This is a genomic window from Pseudomonas sp. HY7a-MNA-CIBAN-0227 (assembly GCF_040310325.1).
Taxonomy (GTDB): Bacteria; Pseudomonadota; Gammaproteobacteria; order Pseudomonadales; family Pseudomonadaceae; genus Aquipseudomonas.
This window is the reverse complement of the sequence record NZ_JBEOPT010000002.1, coordinates 463,701-488,671: the sequence shown is the minus strand read 5'-3', so window position 1 is coordinate 488,671 and position 24,971 is coordinate 463,701. Positions and strand designations below refer to the sequence as shown.

Here is a 24,971-nt window from a genome sequence, read left to right as displayed (position 1 = left end):
CCTACGCTGTTAGTCATGTTCTATATATTACTCGCTCTATCGATTTACCTGAAACACTATTGAGTGCGTGGATTTCCACCACTCAGCCAGATTAACAACATAAAAACGAATGAAGACCAAGATCTACAAACCAAAGACTATTTCAGTCACCAGAAATTACAGCCCGGAAGTCATTGAGCATTTAAAGACATTGGCAAAGCTTTACCGCAAGCCAGTGCATCAATTTGTAGTCGATTGCATCAGCACTGGGAGCATGGTTAGAACTGGTGAATCAGTCGTGATAGACATGAACAGATTTCAAGGCGTTCAACAACGTTTGAGATCGAACGTAACACAGGCCAAGAATTTAATTGAATACGTCAAAAGTAAGCAGTCTACGACTTCCCTTTTAGGCTCCAAGATATTTATTAACAACCACACTTATGATCCGGTCGTTTTATTAGAAGGTCTTATCACTAAGATTGACGATGTAATCAATCCAATCATTAATAAACAGTTGGGCAAGCACGCTGAAAGCAGTGCGACATTCATATTAACCAAGAAGAGATTATCAACGCTGGATAGATTTTCCAAAGTAAATAGAAAAAGTGAGCGTGGAGCATTGCGTGGAAGAAGATTGAAGCTTGAACTCAGCCAGAATGCTTACGACACATTGAAAACAAAAGCTTACGAATTCTTTGAAGCACGATCCTATTCAAACGATATAGACAATGCGAAGAAACGACCTAACGACACCGCCGCCATATTGAAAATCATCTATGACGCTGAACAATACGTTTCAGGCTATGACATTTCAACTGATGATATTGATTCAATTTACAAAATCGGTAGCGATTACAACGAGGGTATAGCCGACTTCAACAAGGCATTAGCCGCTGGTGGAGAATTCAAACCAAAGGATCTATTTGAAGTTTTGCAACGCTTTTATATAGAACTGAAGAAATTAAACATTACTGATGGAGCAATATGAACGTAATTATACCCAACGGGAAAACTAAGCTTGCAGATGGCGTCATGGTTGCGACCAAGGGCACTTACACCCATGATTTGCAGTCAGCGGAAGAATACATAAAATACCTTGCAGGCCCGAAGGATGACCATGATGTCATCGAACCTGAGATCAGAACCAAATACTCAAAGTCCAATTTCTTGAATACACCGTTGCCTGTCTATGGCACACCAAATTATCATCAAGACCTTTTGGATTATTCGCATACATCAGCGGTAGAATTTACTGAAAGACAAAAGTATTTATCAAGTCTACAACCGAAGAAGTCTCATAAGTCAAAACCAGATCCGATATTTCAGGAAATTATTTTGGCAAATACGCATGAAGAATTTGAAGGACTGGATGCAGGTGATTTAGACGCATGGGCAGAACGCATGTATGAACAAGCTGAACACATCATCAAGAAATTGACCGGAAAAAAGGAAATCAGCAACGACTACTACATGAAGCCACACTTTAAACATGACCCGAAAAGACCCGGCAAGCTCATGCCAGACATGCACATTTTGATCGGCTACTACGATTACAAAGGTTATCCCTTACGTTTAGGGCCAGATTGTGGAATTAAGAAATTAGGCCGTATACATCAGGAAATGGAGAATCTACCACAGTTCAGCTATCTCCTTAAAACCCGCACGGAAGCTTGGGAAAAGAAAGGTGCATTGATTCCTGAACAACAGGTTTTATCGGTAACAAACTTGATAGATAAGATTATTGACGAAAATAAGAACAAACCGACGCTCATGCACGAAGCATTCAAGGCCGCTGGGATTCAATTAGAACCTATAAGCCAAGGCAGAGGAATCAAGTATATTGAGGTTAACTATCAGGGCGAAACATACCGCAGTGATATACCCGCATTCAGCAAAGACACACTGAATGAGCTTCGCCTGTATTTTGGTCAGAAAAGATTTGAAGAAAGCTATCCTAAAATAGATGGTGCTAAATACGGCACATTCTATGAATTGCACACACAAATGAATTCTATTTTCAAGAAATTCGAAGGCCAGCCGTTGGAATCATTGACAGAAGCTTTGTTAGCAAAAGGTATTATTGCCACACCATTTCTTAAAGAAGGTGAAATAAATGGATTCACGTTCACATTACCCAACAAGAACAAGCAGGACATTACAAGGCACATTGATTTGAAAGGTGGATTACTGCATTTTGATCATAACAATTACACAGTCACTAAGAAATCCGTTGAACGAATAGTGAAGAAGGCGAAAGATTTTAAGAGTGAAAGATACATAGCAGTTGATGGGAACCAACAAATGATTATCAATGGTGACGTGTATAAAATTGATGAATCCGGTAACATGGTTAAGGTCATAAAGTCATACAAAGAGAAAAAGAACGATTTCGTGCAGTGGATGAAATGGTTGAAAGCTGATGACGAAACCTTACCTGAATTCCAAGAAAGGTTGATTCTTTCAAAAAACAACAAGCTGACATTCTTAACCGCCGTGTATTTCAAAGATGATGACATGGTGGGTTATAGCAAATATAACAATCGAAAAATGTTTGAGATTAAAGAAGATGGTTTTGTGTCAGTATTTCAAAACAATCCATCCAGCATAAAATCAGCATTACAAGCGTATGCTGCTATGAATCAACTCAGTGATGAAGATAAGAAAGCTGGCTACAAATTGGCTATCTCAATCAAAAGTGAATCCGAAGAGTTCAAGGACAAAATGTGGTTAGAAGCCAAGCTTATGGGCTTTGTAGTGACCAACCACACACCCTCCCCGGCCATGCAGGAGCAGTTCGACAAGAAGGTGAATGACAGACTGATTGCCAATCGTGGACAGAACAGACGCAACCTCGAGCGTTATGCAGCGATGACACCCGCAGAACGTAAGGCCAGTAAGAAGCGTGTGAGCCTCAACTACTATAAGGCAGTAGAGAATGACGTAGACCGCCGTGCATTGGCCCTTGCTTACGTGGACGCATTCAAGATGGGTGTTGATACCGATCTGGTGATGAACCCACCACGCACACACAAGGACGACCGCAGCAGGTGCTATGACCGAGATCTGGAGCAGCATCGAGATCTGATGTTGAGGACGATCAGAAATGAAGCCCCGGAAAAGTATGATGACTTTGTTGCACAGTTGAAAAAGGATGTCCCATCAATAGTGATACCAAAGCCAGAAGAGTTAACAGAAGAAGCAAAAGCTATTCTGGAGAAAATCAAGAAAACAAAGCTTAAATAACCGAAAGACGCGAAAGCGTCTTTAGTTATATTTATTTTTTATTCAATATTGATTTATAATATGCAGGTGGTATGATAAATATACCAACAACGAGTATTGCCATGAGCAGAACACAAAAAGCAACCCAAGAATCGCTAAATCTAACCGATATGGTTTTCAGCCTAGCCATCATAGCGACTATATCTTATTTCATTTTCCTTTTTATGATGACGCTTGATTCATTCTTTATGGATTTAGCATTAATAGCAGGAATCACAAAAGGCTTATCCCCTTCTCTACTCGAAAACATTCACATACTTTCATTCATAGCAAGCTCATTGATTGCTTACTATATCGTCAATGAGAAATTGAAATAATTCAAATATATGATAAAATGGTAATAATAACCACCGTAACACATTATGATTATCAAGAAACGAAAGGAAGTAGAATCCATACTCAACTATGACGCGAAAGAAATAGCGGCGTTTATACTGAAAGAAAATGAATTTTTAAAACTGAGCGAAGCTGAACCAGAAGAATACCTGAGCTTCAACGAAACTTTGAAGAACATCTTTTACCCTATCAACCCGATGGCTTTACTGAAAAAGACCATGTTCTTTTTGTCTGCTACGGCATTTGCCATTTCTTTAAGCATCAACCCATTCTTTTCAGTATATTTGTTCTTACTGTCAGTTATCACAGCAATACAAGTTGACTAAAAAAGCCCCTACGGGCTTTCTTATCTTGTTTTCAATCCAAACTTTTTCTTTCTAACGCCTTCAATTTCATCTTCATACATTCTGTCAAACTCATCCATCAACTTAGATTCTTCATCAGAGACGTTTTTCTTATCAAGCATTTCTTTGATATATTCAACTTCATCGTGTGTAGCCGCACCAGACTCTAACAATTCAGTGAAATAAGTCTTTTCACCATCGGTCAATACACTTTCATCTATACGTTCAGCAAGGGCTTTAAATGGCTTATCTGGTGTAACCGTTTGTGCAATGGCGAACACAACGACTTTGCTCTTTGCTTCAAGTGCAGTCGAGTATCTATCAACTGCCGCTTTGTCAATGAGGTTGCTGTCATTGAGGTGCTGTAAGATTTCTTGTTCAGTCTCACCGTTCGCAATTGCGTTGGCATACGTGGTCATCACACTAAACAACACTGGTGCTTTTTTGTTGGATAATCTTTTAGCTTTAACGAATCTGCCGACTTCTCTTTCCAATTCACTGTAAACAATGTCTTCACAAATTTCATCATCGAGCGTGGTAACGATAGCTTTTACGTCTTCATTTGTCATGAAGTTCTTCACGTATTCTGGACTCAATTGATCGAGCAAGACGGATATTTTGTGGATGGATAAAGCAATTGAAATGTCAAAGGCATCAGCTTCAAGCATCTTGTTATACATTTCATACTGAGTTTTGGAGATATTCAAATCATGTCTTGCTTTTAAATTACCAGAAACGCCGTTGATGTTGCTCATATAGCCATCAATGTTTTCAAGTATGGCCCATCTTTCTTCTTGTCCTACATAGTTTTCATCATCTGGTGATTTTGGTTTCGCGATAGCAATTTCATAGAAATGTCTGCAAGCGATGTGACCGCCCTGATACAGACCAAAGTTAGCGTGGTCATCGAATGGAGCAAAGATCAATAAATCCGCGAGTCTGTCACTGATTTCATTCTCATCAATGATTTTAACGAAGTCGATTTCACTTCCTTCTGCCCTTGCATTGGAAGCCATCTTTAAAGCTTGCATGTTAACTGAAAAGTTATCATTTCTTATTGCCTTGGCAAAGCTATTTTCTATATTATCTTCAAATTTCATTGTATTCTCCGCTTTTTTTATTCTCTTACTAATATTATAAAGTATTATAATACAAAATCAATACAAGACATGCAAATAACTTGAAATAGTTTAAATTAGTGTAAGTATAATTTTAATAAGCCTATTGAATTTAAATTTGCAGATGGTATGATAAATAGAAGAACTAACAGAAGAATAAAAATGGGAATAAATTATTTAACACTTAAAAAATCGATTAAGGCTGTTGTAACTTACTTGTGGATTATCGCTTGTCTCGCCATGTTTATTGTATTAATGGCAGCATCGTTGGTCCTATCTGCAAATCTAGATAGCTATACAAGGCTGGCTGAAAGACACGGGGACGATCCGTATAGCTTTGATACTGAAATCGATACAATTGACAAAATCAGCTACTATGCAATTAATTTTAAAGTCATTGCCATCGAAAATATCTTAAAAGGAAGAAAACGAGAACATATAATATACTATCTCAATAAGATAGATGAAAAGACCATGTATGAGTTCGCTGCACTACATGAAAGACCGGAGCTAAAATACATTTTCTTACATTGCAAATTGGTTAACAGCCCATCATTGTGTTATCAAGCGTTTTTGGAGTATGACAAGCTTTATGCCAAAGGCATTGTCAATTCAGCCAGCTTCGACATATTTTTGAGCCATGCTGTATCCGAAAATGACAGAGCACTTGAAAAGATTAAGAGGGAAGCCGAACAACAAAGAATGGAAGAAGAAAAGAGATTGGAAGCCGAAAACAGGAAAACAAAGCTCTACTCCTGCATAGAAAACGATGACGGGCTAATCTGTAAGAAAGTCAAAGAATAACCGCTCAGGCGGTTTCATTTTTCAATGTTACTTTGCTGGGAACAGACATCAACAACTCTACTTCAACATACCATTGAAAATAAACATATTAATGATATAATGAATTAAACAACATCGGCAACTATAATGATATATTCACAAATAGATAAGGAAGCATCCAATAATATAAACAAAATGATAGCAAGTTCCGTAGCATTTGCATTGTGCTCACTGCCACAAGTAGTAGAAATGACGCTTATCGGTATGGGGAGTGATGATCCATACAGCATCAGAAATTATATATTTACCCCTTGTTTATTTTTTCCGACAATAATATTCGCCTCGCTGATGGTAATCTACAGCAAAAGATACAGAAAGCTAATAGAGCATCCATTAAACTTACCCGCGACGAATCAATAAGCAAGTAAATCAAACCGCTCAAGCGGTTTTTTCATGCACATACTTTAAATATATATAATTCATGTTATAATGTGATCAGATAACAACGGATTAAACATGAACAACCTAAACAATATAGAACAAGAAACAATAGAAAAATTCAAAGCAGACATTTCGATATACATACTTGACCACTTCGCAACAGATGACGATAGAAAAGATAATGTCATATCACTAATCAACAGCAATATTGATTCAGAAATGAGATCTTTCATAGAAAATGGAAATGTGTTCACAAGATTGCATCTTGGTTACATAGGAAGTAATCGCCAAGGTATAACAATAGCATATTCGGCTTTTATAAAAGATAAGACACGCAGATTCTTTCGAAAGAAAGCGAAGTCATGCGGAGTATTTGAAATATCAGTTAACTTTGAAGGAGAAACGCTTATAGCGGCTGGCCGCTTGACTCCTAGTGAAATTTTTGATTTCAAGCGGTATCACCGACTTTGATAACCAGAAAAGACAGATCATTTTTTAAAATAACCGCTCAGGCGGTTTTGTTTTGTCTGGATAAATTATTTTTTAATCTTACTATTGAATTACAATTTGCAGGTGGTATGATAAGTATAAGAACTTAAAAAAGAGGAATAATGAATTTCAAAAACAAATTCAACGTCACTACAAAGAAATTTTATATGGTGCTCGACACCGACGAAATAAAAGAAGGTGAACTTTTATTTATATACAACGGAAGCATTAACGATTACTTACATGAGTCACTTGTTAGCTATGCTGGGAAGGCCATTAAAACAATAAACAGAACGATTAATGAAAAGCTAGAAATCCTGTCATCAACGAACAATGACTTCGCATATAGACATGACTTAATGAGCATCATTGCCCGCCTAACAGATACGGTTAATGAGCTTTCAAAATATCGAGAATACGATCTTGTTGGAATCTACGACAAATCAAGCTATGACTACAAGGTGGTTGACTACAAAAAGGTGGAAGAGCTAGCCATGAAGAATATTGGCTACAAGTTTGTAGAGATCCCCAAAGAACTTTACATAAAGCTTGTAACCATTGAAAACAAGACCAAGAACTCATATAAAAACAAGTGCAACAAGGGGTTATTACAATCAGCAAAGAAGTTATTTCTAAACTTTTTTGGCTGGGCTGTCATTTTTGTTTTTGTGTTTACACCAATCTACTTAGGTTACTCATTTGCAAATGGAGCTTTTGATTTTTTAATAAAATATTGATACATGGAAACAAAGAATCAACCGCTCAGGCGGTTTTGTTTTTTCTAGACTAAAATATATATGTTAACCACTATTGAATTATAATTTGCAGGTGGTATGATAAGTATAAGAACTTACAAAAGAGGAAATTATGACCAATGATCAAAAACTAAATATTTTACTTGCTTTTCTTATAACAATAACAGCATGGATAGCTGCACCACAATTCTTTTCATCATTCAACATTGACTACAAAGAGAAATATTTAACAGAAAACCACCTTGATATAAGAATCGACAAGATAACATTTCTTGATAAGATGAGTTTCAAGGCCGAAGGAGGCAACACGAATATTAGATTATTCATTGAACACAACCAAGCGTACAGCCTATATGCGGACTGTAAAGAAAAATATAACGAATATGACTGCTACTTATCCGCTATCAAATATTCAAGAACATTAATTAACGGCGTAGAAAGACCCGATATTTTTAATGCCTACATGGTAGGGAAGAATGACGAAAGAGCCAAATGGCTTGCAGGCGAAGAACAAAGAATTGCCGCAGAAAAGGAGCGTGTAAAGGATTTTAAGGAAGAGTTTGGCAGAGAGCCTATCAGCATTGAAATAAAAAAAGGTTATGGCGGGCAATTCGATGTTACATATGGATTCTTCAAGCAATTTGAAGAGGATAAGCTATCAAGAATGTAAAACAAACCGCTAAGGCGGTTTTGTTTTGTCTGTTTAAAATATATATCACATACGCTATTGAATTATAATTTGCAGGTGGTATGATAAGTATAAGTAAACAATAAATACCATCATGATATTAAATAAAACAAAAACACAAATATTCAAAACCGTCTCATTCCTATTATTTAAATACGTATCGATATTATTATGTACGTTCATAGGAGCTATAGCCGCAATTCAGACTACTAACCAGCTCGTAAAAAATGCTAATGGTATCGTCGGCGTTGACAAAGATGTCGCATCCAACCAAGTTTCTTCCAAGGAATCTATCATTGACAGTCGCATGGCTGCATTGACTGCCAATATAAATAAATATGTTATCAACCAAGCTAAAGTCAGGGATGACATCGAATCAGCTACAAGAGACATTTTTAAATGGCCCGTAGAAGCTAAAAAAGACTACATGTATGAATTGTTTCAATACAAAAAAACCAACACCGAAATCAATTTCATGCGTTTTAGCAAGAGTGAAAATTACTTTAGCAAAGAACTATGCTTGAAATACAATACAAGTGGTTTTTGCGAAGACAATGGCTTCAACAATCCAGATAAATTAAGAATGGAAAATGATATTGAATTTTACACCTCAGTCATTACGGCGGGCGACATCGGAAAGAATTTAGTATTGATTAACAACGATATAGCGAGAGAAAAATACCATTCAAGCACTGGCATAATCAGTCATGAGAAGATATTAGAGATTTTCGACTTACCAGACATGAACTAACTCATTAAACCGCTCAGGCGGTTTTTTCATGACCTTTTATTATCTAAAATATATGGTATAATTAAATTAGATAACAGCTATAATTACTATGCCGACCAAACACACACAAAACAGCATTACGAAACTGAAAATCAAATCGATTATATGTCACATCCTATTCAGCATATTAATTCTGCCGACAGCAGATGAAACTACTCAATTTATTATATATGGCCATGTTAGGAATCACTGGATTGGACATAATTACGCCCCTTCAATATATCTTTTCATGGCTGCGTTTATTTGTGCTGGATTCTCCATGCACTATTTAAAAATAGTATTGAGATACAAGAAAGAGAACAACGGTTTAAACTTAAAAAATAAAGACCAGCTTTCCAACTAGAACCGCTCAGGCGGTTTTATTTTGCCCATAAAAAAACCCGACCATAAAGATCGGGCTTGAACTTGCAGCAACCGCTGAACGGCTGGCAAGGATACTTGGAAGCTTTGAGCCACTGGCTCTAACTTGCGACCAGTCTACCACACAGCACCGACCCACCACTACAACTACACAAACCCAGCTCTAACCACCCAGAAGCCCGCAAGGGCAACGCTCTACGCTCTCCTACCCATTGACTGCTACCAGATAGAACACGCTCAGGAAGCCCCGATCTGCAGCGTTACGGAGTGTCTATCCATCTATGGTTAGCGACTACCCAGATCGAGCACAAACCCGCCTGTATACAGCATTAACCACGGCTAACCACGCATGGGTAGGCATCACTCAAAACAACATCAAAAGCTTCTGGTGATTAAAAGCGTTTTAATATAATAAACATTTAATGCTGATATTTTTGAATTTGAATTATTATTACAATATGGTATAATGTTAGTAATAACAACTGATAGGCCAAGGAGTGATTACAAAACAATTAGACCAAGCTCAAAGAACAGGGGCAGACTTTTATGAAACACCATCAACAGTGATTAAATGGGTAACTCCAGAACTAAATAAAGACTTCATTTACTATGACCCATGTGTAGGTCGCGGGCAGATTCCAAAGATATTAAATGCACATGGTATTGATACCATAGGAACTGATTTAAGAGAAAATACACACAACAATATCTACGGCACTGGAGGCATAGATTTCTTAAACAGTGATTACGTTGACTACTCAATGATTGATGGATTCATCATGAACCCACCCTTTTTGCTTTCAGTGGAATTTATAAATAAATGCTTGGAGCTTTCAAAAATTCATAATAAAAACTTTGACATATGGGTATTTGAGAAATTGAGCTTTTGGGCGAGCAAAAGAAGAAAAGAATTGATGAACAACAATTGCTCCAGCATCAACGTTTGTTCTAGACGCCCTTCTATGTATAAGGCTGATGAGTTCACATCAGTAGATGAAGAATACATTGAGAAACCAATGGGCGGAACCGTAGATTTCGCATGGTTCAAGTTCAACCTCACACCAGAGACAAGAACCTTCAAATCACTAGGTTAACAACGAACAGGCAGGAGCCTGTTTTTTGTTGCATAACCACTGATGGTTAGCCACTAACCATTTTTATAAATCTTACCACGACTAAGCCATTAACCATTATTAACCATGCATGTTTAATAAATATATTCGACCACTGCATTTGACTATGTGCAAATTAATGATAAGATGTAATTAATCATAATCGTAAATCAAATGGAAAACATCTTATTAAAATACAAGCAGAACACTTCATACGCAAAATGCTTTGAAATACTCGAAACAGAACTAGCCGCAAGTCTGGAAACCGCAAGACCAGAAGAAATGATTTTAATCTTAAAGAAAGAGGTTTTTGACAGATTAAGTCAAGTCAATCCAGCGTTGAAAACAAAATCAAACGTATACACCTACGCTGAATCGGTAATCGAGATTGTTCAACCTGAACACCGCATTTTCAACCTGTTTACGAAAAACGTTATCGACGCGATAGAAAAGGAATGGAATCATGGCGATAACGCAGGGCCGTATGAAGCCGATGAGTTTTACATTACAGCAATATCAATGCACACCGTTAAAGCGTTCCTTGAAGTGGAGAATGCCGAGAAAGGTGCAGATCTATCTCACTGCAAATACGCTAACTACGATATGTCATTTCTTGTGAAGTTTGAACGTTTTATATTTGACACAGATAATAATTTAGAAAAGCACATAGCAAAACACTCGTTATACAAAGTGAGAAATGAAATCGAAAGGGAATACTTTAAGATAACCGCAGAATTAGATGAATCCCAGAATGAATTTTACGAAACAGGATTAGACAAGAAATCTTCTACTGCAGCAATATCCGACAATCACACAAAATATGAATTTGAAACAAAATTAAATAAATCCGTCGGAGAATGTATAGAGCTAATAAGCACAACCAGATGGAATCACTTCAAAGAGGATATAACGTGGAAGTTCAACGTATCCTATATGTATTCAGTAATCTTGAATATAGCCAACCTAAGCGACAGAGAATGGACTAAATTCATGAGTGGCTACTACACTGATATTCCACACATCAAAAGAAAGACTTTACCCACAGTAGCAATTATCGCTTACACCGATAGCAACGAAAGATTCTTTGAAGCTCAGCCGTGCGAAGTGCTTATAAAAGGTAAATCTGAGTTGATTCATATAATCATTGATGAGCGTAGCCAAGAAGTCTCAAAATTCGATAAGTATAACCTCATAGATGGCGAAACTATTACCTTCGCTGGTGTAGAAATTGAAATCAATGCGGACTGTCTTGAAGGCAATCATCTAACGTTATTTGAAATGATTAACTTCGGGAATGATAATGTAGTAATATCCAAAGACTTTAGATTCGACACAAGGACATTTAGAGCACTTGCATTAGGCTATCAAAAGGGAAATTCAATAGAGACGCACATGCATGACAGAGCAGGCTTGCACAACAGGATGAAGTAGACCATACCAGAACCCCGCAATGGCAACGATCTACGCCACTCTATGCACGTCTACCCCACTACATCAAACACGCACAGGAAGCCCGGATCTGCATCATCTTGCAGTGTCTGGTGAACCATGAGTAGCGACTACCCAGATCCAGCACCTAACTTTCAAAGACGATCAAAACAAAACCACCTTATCGGCGGTTTTTATTCTTTCTATAAAAAAATTATATTTTAGTGAATTGTCCATAATTTGAGAGATTTAAATCAGTTTTCTCGTTGAGATATTTTACAAAACTCAAATGAAGCTCGCTCATTTCTTTCTCAGTATCCACCTTATAAACATACGAAGCCATGCACCCGCTTTTTTGCTTCTCCGAACGGACAGATATATTCTTGAATTTGTTTTCCGCATGAGCCTGATTCAATACAGTCTCCAATTTAGCTTTGGACGCATTGCATTCGGCATCAGACATGGTTTCTGTTGCAGCAAAGCTCATTGATGACATCGAAGCGGTTAATATGGCTAACACCGCCAATGACATAATTTTGTTTTTCATTTAATTCTCCTGTTGTTGTTTAGTTTAAAGGCTTTACCCAAAATACCCCTTAAGGTTTGTATCCTGATTTTCGAGCTGGCTTAATATCACCGTTCGTAACGGTATAGAAATTATCAGCAACTCGACTTTCAATTTCACCAGCTCTCATGAAGAATTCATTCTCAACGAATTCAGGGCTGATGCACGCTTGAATGTATAGATCATTATCAACGTTGTTTTCAGCCACCAATTCAATCACACCATCATGCATAAGCAAATAATCACCATCTTTACCAACAATATATTGCGTATTAGCATCACGATAGAAAACGATATAAGCGTCATCAATAACGGCTAATTCAGTATCATAGGCTTTGTTTATTGCGTATCCGCTTGATGAAACATCCGACCCAGCGAAACGATGAGTAATGAACTCACCAATTGAATCGAAGTCGCCCATCTTAAAATCTCTCTTTAAGCTATCAATATCATCAGCGATGATGCATTCAAGCTCTTTCTTGTAATATTCAAAATCCTTAATTATCATGTTTAACTCAAAGTTTACTTACTTAAAATATAACATATTATAATACGAAGTCAATTTATGCAGATGATTTGTTAATAATCATATTCATGATATAATGTATTGTATATAACAACCAACGAATATTATGAAGAAAACAATATTAGCGTTAATGCTCGCAACAATAAGCATCGAGGCACAAGCAGCGTTCTATGCTTACTATCCATTAGAGCAGTACAAAGGTACAAGCGGATCTCTACCCGGTGGATCTATCGTATTCACGCCAGACCAGAGCGTCACACCACCCAATCCGGTGGACCCGGTAGAACCCACTACACCTACGCAACCTGTAGAACCTGAACCGACTGAGGAAGAGCTGAAGGGCGATTGCTATAACCAGATAAGTGAAATCGTTGGTGATTTCGGATTCACTAACGACGCCGCAGTTAAAGAATATGAGAATGGTCAGTGTGCAGTCGATTTATCGAAGGTAGAATTAAACGCAACACACACACGCTATTTGCATGAATACGTCAATTTGGTTTTAGCACTCGGAAAAGCCGGAATAACACCGACTTTCAAATTCACCTATAACATAAACTATAATGCATCATCTGGCGAAAGCTATCTGAAACAATATAACTTGATGATGAACGCCATTAAAATAAATCCTATATACTCAAACGTTTCCTTTGCACCGAGAGGAAACTACCAAGGCTTATATAAAGGATATAAAATATATGCGTCAACAAACAGTTGTGCGGATAGGATGAAAGCGATGATAGACACGGGTTATACCGACTACTATTTTGGAACCCTTTACTCTACGGTCGGCGGTAGTCAGTGTAACTACAACTGGACAGAACTATTTAAAAATGAAAGCTTTATCAATACAACAAAATAAAGGCCCATCAGGGCTTTTTCCTTTTCTAATGACTAATCCTGACTGATTAACCAGCGACCCGAAAGGTTCAGCGATCCGCTTTCACCCTTCCCTACTGAATATCTCAGGCAAAACCACTACCGTTGATCGGCTTTTCAAAAATATCTGAAAATAATTTTAGGCCGGCAAAAACCAGTTTTTTCATCAACACCCCGAAAACATTAGATCAGGTGGAAATCAAAAATAAGGTTTTCCATTTGGCCCCGGATTTCTGGTCATCCAAGAACTACCCAATACACCATCAAAAATCAGTTTTTTCACCCGCCTATACCAATACGACCAAATCAAAATTAAGGTTTTTGTTTAACCTGTTTATATGGGTTTTAGGGGTATTGTTTATTTTTTTTCATTCGATATTATGGGCCACATCAAAACGACAACGGAGAAACAAAACATGAAAACCAAACAAATGACTAACGCACAAATCATCAACAAACGTAAAAACGAAATACTTAAAGAGATTACCAAGAAATACAACCTTAAAGCTTTTCACTAATCAACCTACGCCCTATACAAAAGGAAGACATTATGAACACTGAACAGAAACGTGAATTGGTCGAATCCGCAGTGAAAGCCATCAAAGAACAGCACGGCACCGGCCTTATACACAAAAAGAACAACTACTTTGTAGACATGATCTTTTACACCACGTCGCTGCAGTACGTGACCATCACTTATAAAGGTGCTGTTGAAAAATTCCTTATCAGTAACGGTAAGGTCTTCAAGCTGGAACCGACTGTATCCGTCATCTACAAGATGACTGGCTATGCCAAGTTTGTTTATAACGACTTTATCAAGAGTCTAAACAAATCAACGTTTGAACGTGCCATTTAAGCATTACCACAAACCACCATTAGCCATAAGAGGAAGCGATTACGCTTACCAAATCAAAAGGAAAACTAAATATCATGATTACTTTCAAAAACCAGTGCTCAATTCAAGGTATGCAAAAACTCAAAGACAAGTCCGTAGACCTGATTGTCACCGACCCGCCGTACAACATCGCTGAACTGAACAAAATGACCGTCCAGAATGGAAAATGTATTTCCACCAAAAAAGCGTGGGGATCTGACTTCCAAGACGAGTGGAATTCTTTTGAAGAATATTACGATTGGTTGAAACCATTCTTTGCTGAAATGCAAAGGGTTTTGAAAGACGATGGTAGCATGATTGTTTTTCTTGACCGTAATTTTGCCAGCACCATTGGTTATCTTCTTCAAAAGGATTTCGGCTTGATCCTAAAAAACAAGCTGTATTTCCAAAAGACAAACCCAACAACACATTATGCGAAAAACAATTACAGATCGTGCATGGAAGAAGCGATTTGGATTTCCAAATCCAACGATTGCAAATTGAATTTCATCAGCCAATCGGAAATGAAACAGGTGTTTTCAGGCTCTAACGGTGAATCCCGTAGCCGTAAACGCATCCACCCTTGCCAGAAATACAACTGGATGATTGAGCCGTTGATCGAGCGTCACAGTGAACCGGGCGACGTAGTGCTAGACCCATTCGCCGGATCGGGTACCACCCTACGCATTGCAGCCGCTATGGGCCGGAAAGCAATTGGCTTTGAGAAAAGCCCAGCTCTCTATAAGGCAGCGTTCATTGACGTGTTTGGAGTGGTTGCCAAGCCTGCAGGAGTGGCCGTGAACGATAGCTATGCAGACAGCAACCACCCAGTCAGCAAGCGAGCACGGCAGATCGTTGATGAAATGGTGAAGAAATACAATCTCAAAACAAACCTCAAGGATAAGTCTAAACCAGCGGCAAAACATTATGATGTAACGGAAATCGAGAATCGTGCAAAACAAACTACATCCGATATTTTTGAAACATTTGCCACTTCAATGTGAGCAAATTGACTTAGTATTATAATATGTTATAACAATAATAACAAACCTACATATATGGAGAAACATTACATGAATAAAATACCAGAAAGCTCTTTACCTAAAGCAAAAGAAGTGAGAGATATAGCACTGGCACTAATCAGCGGAGAAGCTGAAAAGATAGTAGCTAGTGAATATATCAACAAGCATGATTACTATAATGAGGACGGATCTAAAATAGCAGATTTTGATGAGGCCGTTTACGAAACTTATTCATATGACCTAAATCAGTCATCAAGTTACATATTGACCGCTTACGAACTGGATAAACAGAACTATAGCCAGATCGCTAAGTACGCTGGAGACTATGAATTCGCGACAAATGATAATTGCGATAAATTATATATTGAGTTTGAAATATATCACAGCCCTGAAATAAAAGGCAGTCTAGTAATTTCCAATGATGGTGAATACCATATCGTGACAACTGACGGTAGTTTTAGAATATTGAAGCTGGAATCAGGGGAGTTTGATACAACCAGCCCACTCTACAATTTAGCGGATCAAATCGCACTACGCCACGAGCAGGTACATTTCGATAAAATACAGCCAGAACGTGGATTTGAAGAATCTGCACACTATTATAAAATAGCCGATATAAACTACTTTCACAGCGACGAAGAGTACAAAGAATACAAGTTAGACCATCTACGAGCAATGTCAGACGCTGACTTATCAAGAGCATCACACCACAACGCAGTAAGATACCTACTAGATTCGTCTGATGAAACAAGCCACATAATAGTTGAAGATAGCGATTACTCATCGGATCGTTCGTTTATCATGGAAGTAGACGGCAATATTTTCTATCACGAACGTAACGGCAAAGGAATAATGGCAAAGAGCAGTTTCAAATTTGTTGAAGAAGGTGATGACTTTACCTTCAAAGGAACTGAGGCTACCGCAGGTAAAGATATTCTCCAAGCTTTTAGAATGGGCTTAGTAGCTGATGGCTTTACAATAGAAGAAAAACATGTGGAGAATGATAAACCAGAACCCGAAGTCAAAAAGACTAGAACCCTCAAACCGGGTAGGTAAGTCGAGGTCAAATAAAGAAGCCTATCAAGGGCTTTTTTAACGATCATTGAAATAGCATTATAATATGTTATAACAATAAGAAGGATAAAAATATTCAGGTGATTAAATGAGGTTTTGGAGTGGAGAAACAATTAAAGAATTAAAAGACAATCAGGTGTTTGTTTTCGGCTCAAATCCGAGTGGCATTCATGGTGCTGGGGCAGCCAAGGCAGCAGTAGAATTTGGTGCGAAATACGGCGTAGGACGTGGCTTGCAGGGCCAGACATACGCACTCATCACCAAGAACCTTAAAGCGGGATACCACGAACAAGCGACTGGCATAACGTATGCCACTGAAGGCTACAAGAGCTTATCGGCAGAACAGATCAGCGAGAACGTTAAAGAGCTTTACCAGTGTGCGAAGCAACACCCAGATAAGTTTTTCATAATGGCTTACAAGAATGAAACATGGCCGAACGGATCATCGAAAAAGAGTTTGAATGGCTACACCAGTGAAGAAATGTTTGAGCTATTTATGAATGATGGCAGCGTTCCAGACAACGTTATCTTACACAACTCTTTCAAGCCATTAGCAAAAAGTTATCTTGAACAACAAAACAAATCAACCAATGAAAAAGGAGTAGTAATGAGTGAAGCAAAAAACAACGACATAGAAGAATTTAAGAAGCTGGTCACTTTTCTTAACAATGCAAAGATACTCGATGAAATCGGCCAAGACGTTTTTGATTCGCTGGATAATATTGAAAAGAAAGGATCGGCTTATCATGTAGACAGTTACTTAGGATTAGATCCAGCACATGGACTATCAATGAAAACAAATATTAACTCATTGATGACAATTTCTCATGTAGTGAGCACACCCACAATCAACGGATATGTAGCAGTAGCCTTTGACGGAACAGCCAATGCAATTGTTGTGGACAAGAAAACCAACAAAGCAGAGCTAGTATTAAGCACTGACAACACAGGGAACTTTCATGACTTTGTAGATAAAAAATTCCCTGACAACACAGAAGACGTTTATAACGTAATGGACAAGCATAAAGTGGACGCGGTTTTCAAATTGAGAACTGGTTATAGCTCACCCATTGATTTAATCCATGAAAGATTACCAGAGACAAAGAATATCGAAGGCTTTAAAGAAGCTTTTGCTGAAATATTCTATGAGCGTAGTGCTTTGATACAAGCGACAGGATTAGCATTTTCTTCACCAGACCAAGAAATATTGGTAAAAACAGCGGCGTTACAAAACGTATTCATGAAGTTAAGCGACAAAGAACTATTTTCACCCGAAGAACGCTTTGCAATAGCTGACAACTTCAAATTTAAAAATCATCGCATGGATAATAGTATGGAGGAAATGTTTAAGCTTGATCCGAATATCTCTATGAAGCTAAACATCACAGACATGGATATGATGATCATACCACCGCTTGATGTAAGCCTGTATAGGACTGATGAGGGTGATTTGTATCTAGCTGACAGAACAGGCTTCATAAAGCACTACAAAGAAGGTGAAGACGTGCCAGAGCTTGATGGTATTCCTAACAATGAGTATCTATTCCAAGTCGCTGAAATGCCCTACATAGATGAATGCACCAAAACTTACAAAGAGCGTATTGAAGAAGAACAAGAAATGGAAGTGGAAGTGGAAGTGGAACCACCAGTAGCTAAAAAGAAGACAACTCATAAACCAAGATAATCTAACCAAGAGGATACAACAATGACAACATTAAAACCAGAAGCATTAATAGAACTCGGGATATTCAAAGAATTAGCATTAGCGATAAAATCAAACGATTACGACGCTATCGCGGCCTCACAACAGTTCAAGGAACACTACGAAACAAGCAGATTATTTGATGAACACGGCAATAAATTGCCAGATTTTAACAAGCTGGTAATGGAAAGGCTTGTTAATATCTTTGATGACTCGAGTTTTGCTAATTGTTCAGCCTATGAAATCGACAAAATGCTCGACCCAGACTTAAAGGAATGTAACGAGATCCATAGGTTTGCGAAAGTTGGAAATGAAGCAAAGCACTATTCGAGATTTTGTGTATGTCATGGCGACTACATGAGCGGTGAGGTAATCATATCGAATCATGGTGAACTTAAAATAATTGCCGGTGATAATTCATACACGATATTGCACGTAGAAGACTACACAATAGCATCACCAAACTTATTCTACGAATTGGCAGACTTCGCCATAGACCACAGCGATAAAGACAATGACCCTTATTTTCTTGAAAATAGCATTGAAGAAGACCTACATTACTTTAATTCTTCCAAAGCAACGCAGTTTGAAAATAAACAGGATTATTTAAACTACAAAATAACCAAACTAATAGATGCTATTGAAACATCAGTCCATTTGGACGATGAGTATGATATAGACGAATATTACGACGAAGAAAAACGACAATTCATCACTGAGTTATTGACCAGCAAAACAGAATCAAGCTTCATCATTTTAGAAGATGAACTCATTATTGAAAACGATGGAAACGTATGCATCATCGCCTTTGATGAACACCGTATCACTGTCGCACAGGCTGGCGAAGAATTTGATTTACGAGGCGAGCCGCATACAGCAGGGCCACACGTCCTTAAGGCGGTTGATATGCAGCTATACGGTGATGAAACGTTTGAATTCAATCACAGAGAAGATATTCCAGAAACACAACTCAAAAAGACAAAAATACGTAAACCGGGAAGGTAAGTAATAGTGATAAACAACACAAGCCCGCCCTAGGGCTTTTGCAAAGTCTATTGATTTAACTTTATAATATATTATAATAATAACAAGCAACCATGAGTAATACTTTGAATTCAGTTAAATATGATCAATTCACAAATAAATTAGTCGAACTTTACATAGCATTAGAAGACAGTTCACGCCCTACACAGCAACAACTGGATTTAATGGAATCATCCGGCATTGTTCCAGAAGGATCTACGAAACTTGTTAATCCAGATGCATATGAACTAATTAGGCGTATAAGCAAACAAGACATTATGTTACATAATTTTAATAATGTTCTCAGAGATAGCATGGTCAAAAAATCTATTGCCTTTGCTTCTCCCTACCAGATTGATAAGCGACTCAATATTGATCCGCGACATGGGCTGACTGACATTCTAAAAATGAATTCATCAGTTGTCCTCATACCTATCATGGCCGACGAAGATTTTACAGGCTATATCGCGATAACGTCAGAAGAAGGTTGTGCAGCAATCGTTCAGGATAAATCGACTGGACAATCTGTTGTTCATCTTAGTAACAAAAGCTCCAATCCAGACCTTAAACACTTCATCACATTCTACGAGCAGAGTAATCTAGATCACCAAACACAAGACAGCATTTACGTAAATAAAACCGTAGCTGAAAAGAATGCCGTATTTGAGTTAAGAACTGGTTACTGCAGCTTGAACGATTTTTTCAAATCAACTTATCCAAAGGAAACGAGTGAGATTCAAGATTTTGACAAGGTGATGGATAGGCTTATCAATAAAGCTTCTATCGGCACTGTATCTGGCTTGTATTCCGGCGAGATAACAGAACATAAATTGAAAAAAGCCGCTCAATTAGAAAGCTTGCTGAGGAAAGTCTATAACACCGAAACTGACAATAATGTCTTTTTTGCTGTCGAAGAATTGTTTTCTTTTAAGTCAGACAAGCATTCAAAAGACCTACCGACATGCATAATAATTGAAACAGACGCGATCCGAATGCTACCTAACGACACAATGAACAAAATGGACATTGAACCATTGGCGATGTCGTTTTTTCAAACTTCTGACAACATAATGTTTGCCGTGGGTAGACAGGATTTCAGCTCAATTAAAATGTATCGACCAAACGAACCAATAGCGGAATTGGACAATCTCAACAACGATGAGCATACATTCCAGATTGCAGAAATGATGTATGTAGGGCAATGCACTATTACCAGACCATTACTAATTCAACAAGAAGGAGAAGTTATGCAGAAAGACAACGAACAGGAACAAGCGATTTATTCTCTATCTTCAAAATTTAGAGTCAACAACTATGCAGCCTTCATAGATGAGATTATCAACGACAACAGCACATTTGAGCACATTAAGCACACCGAGTTAGCAACCGGCTTAATAGCTGGAAAAACAGCTTACGAAATCGTAAACGACCATTACCCAACGAAAGATGCCTCAAACATAGTCGAATATATTAATGAGCTGAATGAAGCGATTAAGTTCAATGAGAGGACATTTGCACATTTGCAGGAAGAAGCCATAGAGCTTATGGAAAAGGGCTACGGCTTCGCTGCATCAAAGGTCACGGAGATTCATTGGAATAACGAATTAAATGAGAGGAAAAATGTAAATAACGTAATGCTTGAAATAATGGACGAGCAGAATATTAAATTCTTCTGTAACGAATCAGGACTTGATCTTTTAGTTCAAATCGATGGCAAGCTTGTTAATTGCATGGACGGAACAATTACACAGCCAGATCAAGAGTTTGTATTTCAGGGCGTAACACTTGAAAACACATCAAACCTCTTTGAAATGATGAGCTGGCAGTTTAGAGGAGACTTTGAAATAGCAACCAACTACGAAAGCTCTGTATCTACACCAGTCGTTGAAAAACACATTGAGCTGAAAAACGACATCATCGAAGAAATGAATCATCATTTGGAAAAGCTCAGCGAGTTTATTGCAGACCGCTACACTGGGGATGTCATCATAGCACCACCAGCATTGGCAGAATTTCTTGATGATATGGCTGGACATGCCTTTGTTAAAAGCAACCAAGAGTATGATGGCGTTGAGTTCGTGGATCTCTTGAATCACTATGAGGATCACTGCACAACCCGCCCTACACCGTTGCTACTGGCTGTTATGGAAGACCTCAGTGAAAACCATGACACCAGAGTCTACGACCTTGATACGACGCTCGAGCGAGCTTTGCAGATGGTTGAAGGTGTAGAGCCTGAACCAGAACCAGAGACACCCAAAGCTAAATCAAGAAACAAGATGAAAATATAAGAAGCCCAACAAGGGCTTTTTTGTTGCCTGCAGCAACCACCGCTACCCACCGATGGTTGTCACCTAACCAGATCGAGCTACAAGCCTGTTTTATAGCGATTAACCATCACTAACCATCAATGGGTAGCTATCCCCTCTCCTACTGGCTATGAGCGTCATACAAGCTCATATCTTGCACGTTTGAACGATACCTTTTTAAAGCAAGCTTTGGACTTTTACCAGAATAGCTCTTGATTTGAGTTATTCTTACTATATGTTATAATTGTAATAACAACTTAAATATCAAATATGACTATACCGCCAGAATTAGAAAGAGAACTCATTGAGTTTGCATTCATTATAGACAGCAACAAGCGAATTAACGAAGTCTTCTTAAGTCAAGGAATGGCTATACTTCTTGAACCTTTCTCAAAAAGAGTGCGAGAAGGCAAAGCCGGATTAAAGAATGAAGATGGAAACTCAATCTATCACAGCACATCTATCCTAAAACACAAAAAGCTTTACCACATAACAACTCATCAAGAAGACAAAGAAAGCGAATACGATTCCACTTACTTTGAAAGCGAGTTAGACAATAGAGCCGCAGCCTTCAACAACTACGGCACTAACCCTATTATCATGCACATCAAAAGGCTTCTTGAAGATGACCGTTACGAGATATTAGGATTACAAAACCCAGACATAACCGACCTTCTGGAAAATTTCGAATATTTTAGGGCGTTACTCTACAAAAGACATTTAGAATTTACGCGAAGCCCTATGCAGGAATTCTACTTCGATCAAAACATAGAAGGCACTGCAAAGCTATTTATTGTTGGACAACCAGACCTTTGGAGCGGGCGTGATTCACTAATCCCCAAGCTTGGTTATGAGTTTCAAAAAACAGAGATAAAAAATCAATGCAACGTCTATTCAAGACGGTATACATGTGAAGGTGGATATAGCGTGCTTACTTTTCTTGTCCTGCTTGAAGACAGAATCATAAGATTAAACTACTCAGACCAAGATGATTTCGACTTCAACATTGACGGAGGCCATACAATTGTAGACACTGAGACGTATTTATTTACGCAAGATTTAACCCTTGAAGAATTCGACGTGCCAGCCACTGCAGAAGGGTTTTTACTACTTAAAATGATGGAGATTTGACAAATCACAGACGTAAAAAAACCACTTATAAAAGTGGTAATTCTACATAAACAACAACCATAAACACTATGCCCAATCACAAAGCCGAATAAAACCTTGTAAATTCATATTATCATTTGAGAACAATATGTCAATAGTCAATTTGAAATAATACTTTAATATGCTATAATAAATAAAACAATAGGGTATTCCATGAATGTAGATAAAATTAAAAGCGTCGAGCAATTAACTGAAATCGCAAAAGTATATTTAGAATCAGCAATTGGTTTTTTTAGGACCAAAAAAAAGCCCGTCAAAGAGCTACCTCCTGAAGTAACGAAGGAATCAGGCCCTTCTTCTGAAGATTTGATAAAATATCAGAAGTTAATCCTTGATATTATCCTCAGAAATCAAATGAAGAACAGTTACAGAATGCTTAGAGAATCAAAACAAGCTGTTCTGGACTTGATAAACCTCCGCAGAAAAGATCTGATAGACAGCATTACCTACAAGGAACACCACACCGGACATATCGCCAGAACGGCTCTATTAGAGTATGAAATTGATAAGGTGCGAGCACAGCTAACCGACAAATTCATCACCGGAACAGATGCAAAAGCAATTTTTGCAAAAAACACTCAGTATGTAGGAGAGAAGATAATACACGGTGAAATAAATTTAAATCGATTTGGCTTCACTCATTTGGCGTTAGACAAGATTGCATGTGATGAGGATAGGTTATCCAAAAGAGAATTAGCTATAAAAGCATTTAGTGATAAAATTATCTCTGAAGCAATTTCTCTCATTAAATACAATGAAGAAATAAAGGCAACAGCGGTATCGTTGACTGAGCTTGACACTAAGCTTTCAGTGGTATGCTCTCAACACGCAATCTATGGAGAAAAAGGTAATTATGAGTCGAAAATGAGTTCAGAGTACATAGACTATTTATTGGGGATTTATATGACCAATAAGCAGAGTAAAGACTGCCCAGATGGTTATCACAAGACACACGTCTTTTTCGATGATTTACACGCGAAGAAAACACAATACTTTGAGAATCTAGCAACTGCTTTCTCAAAAGCGACCGCACCTAAATCCAAAGGAAATGCCAAGTGATTTTTTACAAGAATACAACAAACCGCTCAGGCGGTTTTTTTGTGCCCATGAAAAATTACCTTCCTTGATATTTTATTATAATATGTTATAACTTAATTAAAGTTAATGATAATACAGGTGTAACAATGAACAATCAATTCAAGGAAATTAATGACATTAGAGATGAGTTTATTTCTACCAATAAATCAGTATTTACTGATGAAAGACAAGCTAATAAGCACGATTTTGAAAGCAATATCAGCATCACCGCTTACCACAATCTCATTATCGCTGATGTCGTTGATCTATTTTACGACATACACGTTCAAAACATTAACAATCTTGTTGATGAGATAGCGATCAAGGCTTATGCCGATCCAACGGCGGAAAACAGATTGCACGCCGGTAGAGCACAAGAGATACAAGAACACATCATGGAATCCATTGATCAGGGCTTTGGTGATTTCAACGCGATGAGCACCAAGGAGCGTGCTGGGCTAGTGAGCAATCTTTCAGTGACGCTCATGTCTCCTACGGTCATTGAGAAAGCCAGAAAGGACATTATTGAAGGAACAATGGAAAAAGACCCTACCTATAAGCACGACATTATGAACCATGTGCGAACAGAGATTAGTAACGTTTTCGTTGATTATGCGAAGAATCTGAATGACGACTTTCACAGAAAATACAGTCAAGAGCTGAAAGAGCTTTCCAGCATTCAAACGACATTTGAAAAGCAAATATCATTAGCTATTGAACCTATAAAGCCTGACACACAAAAACCTCAAAAATTTAAGCAAAAGATTAACTAAGCCCTAGCGGCTTTTTTAATTAGCTCAATTTACAAAGTATAATAATGTGTTATAATATTAAAAACAACC

General features: G+C 37.9%; 24 protein-coding genes. 21 read left to right on the top strand and 3 right to left on the bottom strand.

Features of this window, described 5'->3' with window-relative positions:
• The first annotated feature begins 109 nt into the window (after positions 1-109).
• The 4 genes from AAEZ06_RS05480 to AAEZ06_RS05465 all read left to right on the top strand — a co-directional run bounded on the left by AAEZ06_RS05480 (position 110) and on the right by AAEZ06_RS05465 (position 3,926).
• On the top strand, positions 110-970 hold the full coding sequence (locus AAEZ06_RS05480; protein ID WP_350613284.1) for a hypothetical protein: 861 nt from the start codon (positions 110-112) through the stop codon (positions 968-970).
• Positions 967-3,225 (top strand): hypothetical protein, encoded by a 2,259-nt coding sequence (locus AAEZ06_RS05475; protein ID WP_350613282.1) that lies wholly within the window; start codon positions 967-969, stop codon positions 3,223-3,225. The genes AAEZ06_RS05480 and AAEZ06_RS05475 overlap by 4 nt, the downstream gene beginning before the upstream one ends.
• Before the next feature lie 101 nt (positions 3,226-3,326).
• Positions 3,327-3,581 (top strand): hypothetical protein, encoded by a 255-nt coding sequence (locus AAEZ06_RS05470; protein WP_350613280.1) that lies wholly within the window; start codon positions 3,327-3,329, stop codon positions 3,579-3,581.
• 45 nt (positions 3,582-3,626) lie between these two features.
• On the top strand, positions 3,627-3,926 hold the full coding sequence (locus tag AAEZ06_RS05465; protein ID WP_350613278.1) for a hypothetical protein: 300 nt from the start codon (positions 3,627-3,629) through the stop codon (positions 3,924-3,926).
• 20 nt (positions 3,927-3,946) lie between these two features.
• On the opposite strand, the gene AAEZ06_RS05460 is transcribed toward AAEZ06_RS05465, so the two are convergent.
• Positions 3,947-5,044, bottom strand: a complete 1,098-nt coding sequence (locus tag AAEZ06_RS05460; RefSeq protein ID WP_350613276.1) for a hypothetical protein — start codon at positions 5,042-5,044, stop codon at positions 3,947-3,949.
• A 180-nt stretch (positions 5,045-5,224) separates the two neighbouring features.
• Between AAEZ06_RS05460 and AAEZ06_RS05455 the strand changes: the two genes are divergently transcribed.
• From AAEZ06_RS05455 to AAEZ06_RS05425, 7 genes are all read left to right on the top strand, one after another.
• Positions 5,225-5,866 (top strand): hypothetical protein, encoded by a 642-nt coding sequence (locus tag AAEZ06_RS05455; protein ID WP_350613274.1) that lies wholly within the window; start codon positions 5,225-5,227, stop codon positions 5,864-5,866.
• A gap of 495 nt (positions 5,867-6,361) precedes the next feature.
• Positions 6,362-6,757, top strand: a complete 396-nt coding sequence (locus tag AAEZ06_RS05450; RefSeq protein WP_350613272.1) for a hypothetical protein — start codon at positions 6,362-6,364, stop codon at positions 6,755-6,757.
• 140 nt (positions 6,758-6,897) lie between these two features.
• Positions 6,898-7,512, top strand: coding sequence for a hypothetical protein (locus tag AAEZ06_RS05445; protein WP_350613270.1), 615 nt, complete (start codon positions 6,898-6,900; stop codon positions 7,510-7,512).
• Positions 7,513-7,642: 130 nt separating this feature from the next.
• Positions 7,643-8,200, top strand: coding sequence for a hypothetical protein (locus AAEZ06_RS05440; protein WP_350613268.1), 558 nt, complete (start codon positions 7,643-7,645; stop codon positions 8,198-8,200).
• A gap of 112 nt (positions 8,201-8,312) precedes the next feature.
• Positions 8,313-8,969, top strand: a complete 657-nt coding sequence (locus AAEZ06_RS05435; RefSeq protein ID WP_350613266.1) for a hypothetical protein — start codon at positions 8,313-8,315, stop codon at positions 8,967-8,969.
• A gap of 896 nt (positions 8,970-9,865) precedes the next feature.
• On the top strand, positions 9,866-10,462 hold the full coding sequence (locus AAEZ06_RS05430) for a hypothetical protein (RefSeq protein ID WP_350613264.1): 597 nt from the start codon (positions 9,866-9,868) through the stop codon (positions 10,460-10,462).
• Between the two features lie 192 nt (positions 10,463-10,654).
• Complete coding sequence (locus AAEZ06_RS05425; RefSeq protein WP_350613262.1) at positions 10,655-11,911, top strand: hypothetical protein; 1,257 nt, start codon at positions 10,655-10,657, stop codon at positions 11,909-11,911.
• Between the two features lie 211 nt (positions 11,912-12,122).
• Here the strand turns inward: AAEZ06_RS05425 and AAEZ06_RS05420 are convergent, their stop codons facing one another.
• Together AAEZ06_RS05420 and AAEZ06_RS05415 are read right to left on the bottom strand one after the other, a co-directional pair.
• The gene (locus tag AAEZ06_RS05420) at positions 12,123-12,455 is read right to left on the bottom strand and encodes a hypothetical protein (RefSeq protein ID WP_350613260.1); all 333 of its coding nucleotides are present in this window, start codon (positions 12,453-12,455) and stop codon (positions 12,123-12,125) included.
• 49 nt (positions 12,456-12,504) lie between these two features.
• Entirely contained in the window at positions 12,505-12,981 is a 477-nt protein-coding gene (locus AAEZ06_RS05415) for a hypothetical protein (RefSeq protein ID WP_350613258.1), read from the bottom strand.
• 124 nt (positions 12,982-13,105) lie between these two features.
• Here AAEZ06_RS05415 and AAEZ06_RS05410 point away from each other — a divergent pair, with 124 nt between their 5' ends.
• The 10 genes from AAEZ06_RS05410 (at position 13,106) to AAEZ06_RS05365 (ending at position 24,902) form a co-directional block, all read left to right on the top strand.
• Positions 13,106-13,861 (top strand): hypothetical protein, encoded by a 756-nt coding sequence (locus tag AAEZ06_RS05410; RefSeq protein ID WP_350613256.1) that lies wholly within the window; start codon positions 13,106-13,108, stop codon positions 13,859-13,861.
• A 567-nt stretch (positions 13,862-14,428) separates the two neighbouring features.
• Complete coding sequence (locus tag AAEZ06_RS05405) at positions 14,429-14,734, top strand: hypothetical protein (protein ID WP_350613254.1); 306 nt, start codon at positions 14,429-14,431, stop codon at positions 14,732-14,734.
• A 74-nt stretch (positions 14,735-14,808) separates the two neighbouring features.
• Positions 14,809-15,756 carry a DNA-methyltransferase gene (locus tag AAEZ06_RS05400; RefSeq protein WP_350613252.1) on the top strand — a complete coding sequence of 316 codons (948 nt, stop codon included), beginning with the start codon at positions 14,809-14,811 and terminating at the stop codon, positions 15,754-15,756.
• Between the two features lie 69 nt (positions 15,757-15,825).
• Positions 15,826-16,830 carry a hypothetical protein gene (locus AAEZ06_RS05395; protein WP_350613250.1) on the top strand — a complete coding sequence of 335 codons (1,005 nt, stop codon included), beginning with the start codon at positions 15,826-15,828 and terminating at the stop codon, positions 16,828-16,830.
• Between the two features lie 106 nt (positions 16,831-16,936).
• Positions 16,937-18,532 (top strand): A1S_2505 family phage non-structural protein, encoded by a 1,596-nt coding sequence (locus AAEZ06_RS05390; protein ID WP_350613248.1) that lies wholly within the window; start codon positions 16,937-16,939, stop codon positions 18,530-18,532.
• A gap of 21 nt (positions 18,533-18,553) precedes the next feature.
• Entirely contained in the window at positions 18,554-19,555 is a 1,002-nt protein-coding gene (locus AAEZ06_RS05385) for a hypothetical protein (protein ID WP_350613246.1), read from the top strand.
• Between the two features lie 92 nt (positions 19,556-19,647).
• Complete coding sequence (locus AAEZ06_RS05380) at positions 19,648-21,864, top strand: hypothetical protein (protein ID WP_350613244.1); 2,217 nt, start codon at positions 19,648-19,650, stop codon at positions 21,862-21,864.
• 288 nt (positions 21,865-22,152) lie between these two features.
• Positions 22,153-23,013 (top strand): hypothetical protein, encoded by an 861-nt coding sequence (locus tag AAEZ06_RS05375; RefSeq protein WP_350613242.1) that lies wholly within the window; start codon positions 22,153-22,155, stop codon positions 23,011-23,013.
• 192 nt (positions 23,014-23,205) lie between these two features.
• A complete protein-coding gene (locus tag AAEZ06_RS05370; RefSeq protein WP_350613240.1) occupies positions 23,206-24,111 on the top strand; it encodes a hypothetical protein in 906 nt (301 codons plus the stop codon).
• A 125-nt stretch (positions 24,112-24,236) separates the two neighbouring features.
• Entirely contained in the window at positions 24,237-24,902 is a 666-nt protein-coding gene (locus AAEZ06_RS05365) for a hypothetical protein (protein WP_350613238.1), read from the top strand.
• The last annotated feature ends 69 nt before the right edge of the window (positions 24,903-24,971 follow it).

Excerpts from the sequence above, each read along its gene's own strand:
- AAEZ06_RS05480 (WP_350613284.1), top strand. The coding sequence starts at position 110 with ATGAAGACCAAGATCTACAAACCAAAGACTATTTCAGTCACCAGAAAT.
- AAEZ06_RS05475 (WP_350613282.1), top strand. The coding sequence starts at position 967 with ATGAACGTAATTATACCCAACGGGAAAACTAAGCTTGCAGATGGCGTC.
- AAEZ06_RS05470 (WP_350613280.1), top strand. The coding sequence starts at position 3,327 with ATGAGCAGAACACAAAAAGCAACCCAAGAATCGCTAAATCTAACCGAT.
- AAEZ06_RS05465 (WP_350613278.1), top strand. The coding sequence starts at position 3,627 with ATGATTATCAAGAAACGAAAGGAAGTAGAATCCATACTCAACTATGAC.
- AAEZ06_RS05460 (WP_350613276.1), bottom strand. The coding sequence starts at position 5,044 with ATGAAATTTGAAGATAATATAGAAAATAGCTTTGCCAAGGCAATAAGA.
- AAEZ06_RS05455 (WP_350613274.1), top strand. The coding sequence starts at position 5,225 with ATGGGAATAAATTATTTAACACTTAAAAAATCGATTAAGGCTGTTGTA.
- AAEZ06_RS05450 (WP_350613272.1), top strand. The coding sequence starts at position 6,362 with ATGAACAACCTAAACAATATAGAACAAGAAACAATAGAAAAATTCAAA.
- AAEZ06_RS05445 (WP_350613270.1), top strand. The coding sequence starts at position 6,898 with ATGAATTTCAAAAACAAATTCAACGTCACTACAAAGAAATTTTATATG.
- AAEZ06_RS05440 (WP_350613268.1), top strand. The coding sequence starts at position 7,643 with ATGACCAATGATCAAAAACTAAATATTTTACTTGCTTTTCTTATAACA.
- AAEZ06_RS05435 (WP_350613266.1), top strand. The coding sequence starts at position 8,313 with ATGATATTAAATAAAACAAAAACACAAATATTCAAAACCGTCTCATTC.
- AAEZ06_RS05425 (WP_350613262.1), top strand. The coding sequence starts at position 10,655 with ATGGAAAACATCTTATTAAAATACAAGCAGAACACTTCATACGCAAAA.
- AAEZ06_RS05420 (WP_350613260.1), bottom strand. The coding sequence starts at position 12,455 with ATGAAAAACAAAATTATGTCATTGGCGGTGTTAGCCATATTAACCGCT.
- AAEZ06_RS05415 (WP_350613258.1), bottom strand. The coding sequence starts at position 12,981 with ATGATAATTAAGGATTTTGAATATTACAAGAAAGAGCTTGAATGCATC.
- AAEZ06_RS05410 (WP_350613256.1), top strand. The coding sequence starts at position 13,106 with ATGAAGAAAACAATATTAGCGTTAATGCTCGCAACAATAAGCATCGAG.
- AAEZ06_RS05405 (WP_350613254.1), top strand. The coding sequence starts at position 14,429 with ATGAACACTGAACAGAAACGTGAATTGGTCGAATCCGCAGTGAAAGCC.
- AAEZ06_RS05400 (WP_350613252.1), top strand. The coding sequence starts at position 14,809 with ATGATTACTTTCAAAAACCAGTGCTCAATTCAAGGTATGCAAAAACTC.
- AAEZ06_RS05395 (WP_350613250.1), top strand. The coding sequence starts at position 15,826 with ATGAATAAAATACCAGAAAGCTCTTTACCTAAAGCAAAAGAAGTGAGA.
- AAEZ06_RS05390 (WP_350613248.1), top strand. The coding sequence starts at position 16,937 with ATGAGGTTTTGGAGTGGAGAAACAATTAAAGAATTAAAAGACAATCAG.
- AAEZ06_RS05385 (WP_350613246.1), top strand. The coding sequence starts at position 18,554 with ATGACAACATTAAAACCAGAAGCATTAATAGAACTCGGGATATTCAAA.
- AAEZ06_RS05380 (WP_350613244.1), top strand. The coding sequence starts at position 19,648 with ATGAGTAATACTTTGAATTCAGTTAAATATGATCAATTCACAAATAAA.
- AAEZ06_RS05375 (WP_350613242.1), top strand. The coding sequence starts at position 22,153 with ATGACTATACCGCCAGAATTAGAAAGAGAACTCATTGAGTTTGCATTC.
- AAEZ06_RS05370 (WP_350613240.1), top strand. The coding sequence starts at position 23,206 with ATGAATGTAGATAAAATTAAAAGCGTCGAGCAATTAACTGAAATCGCA.
- AAEZ06_RS05365 (WP_350613238.1), top strand. The coding sequence starts at position 24,237 with ATGAACAATCAATTCAAGGAAATTAATGACATTAGAGATGAGTTTATT.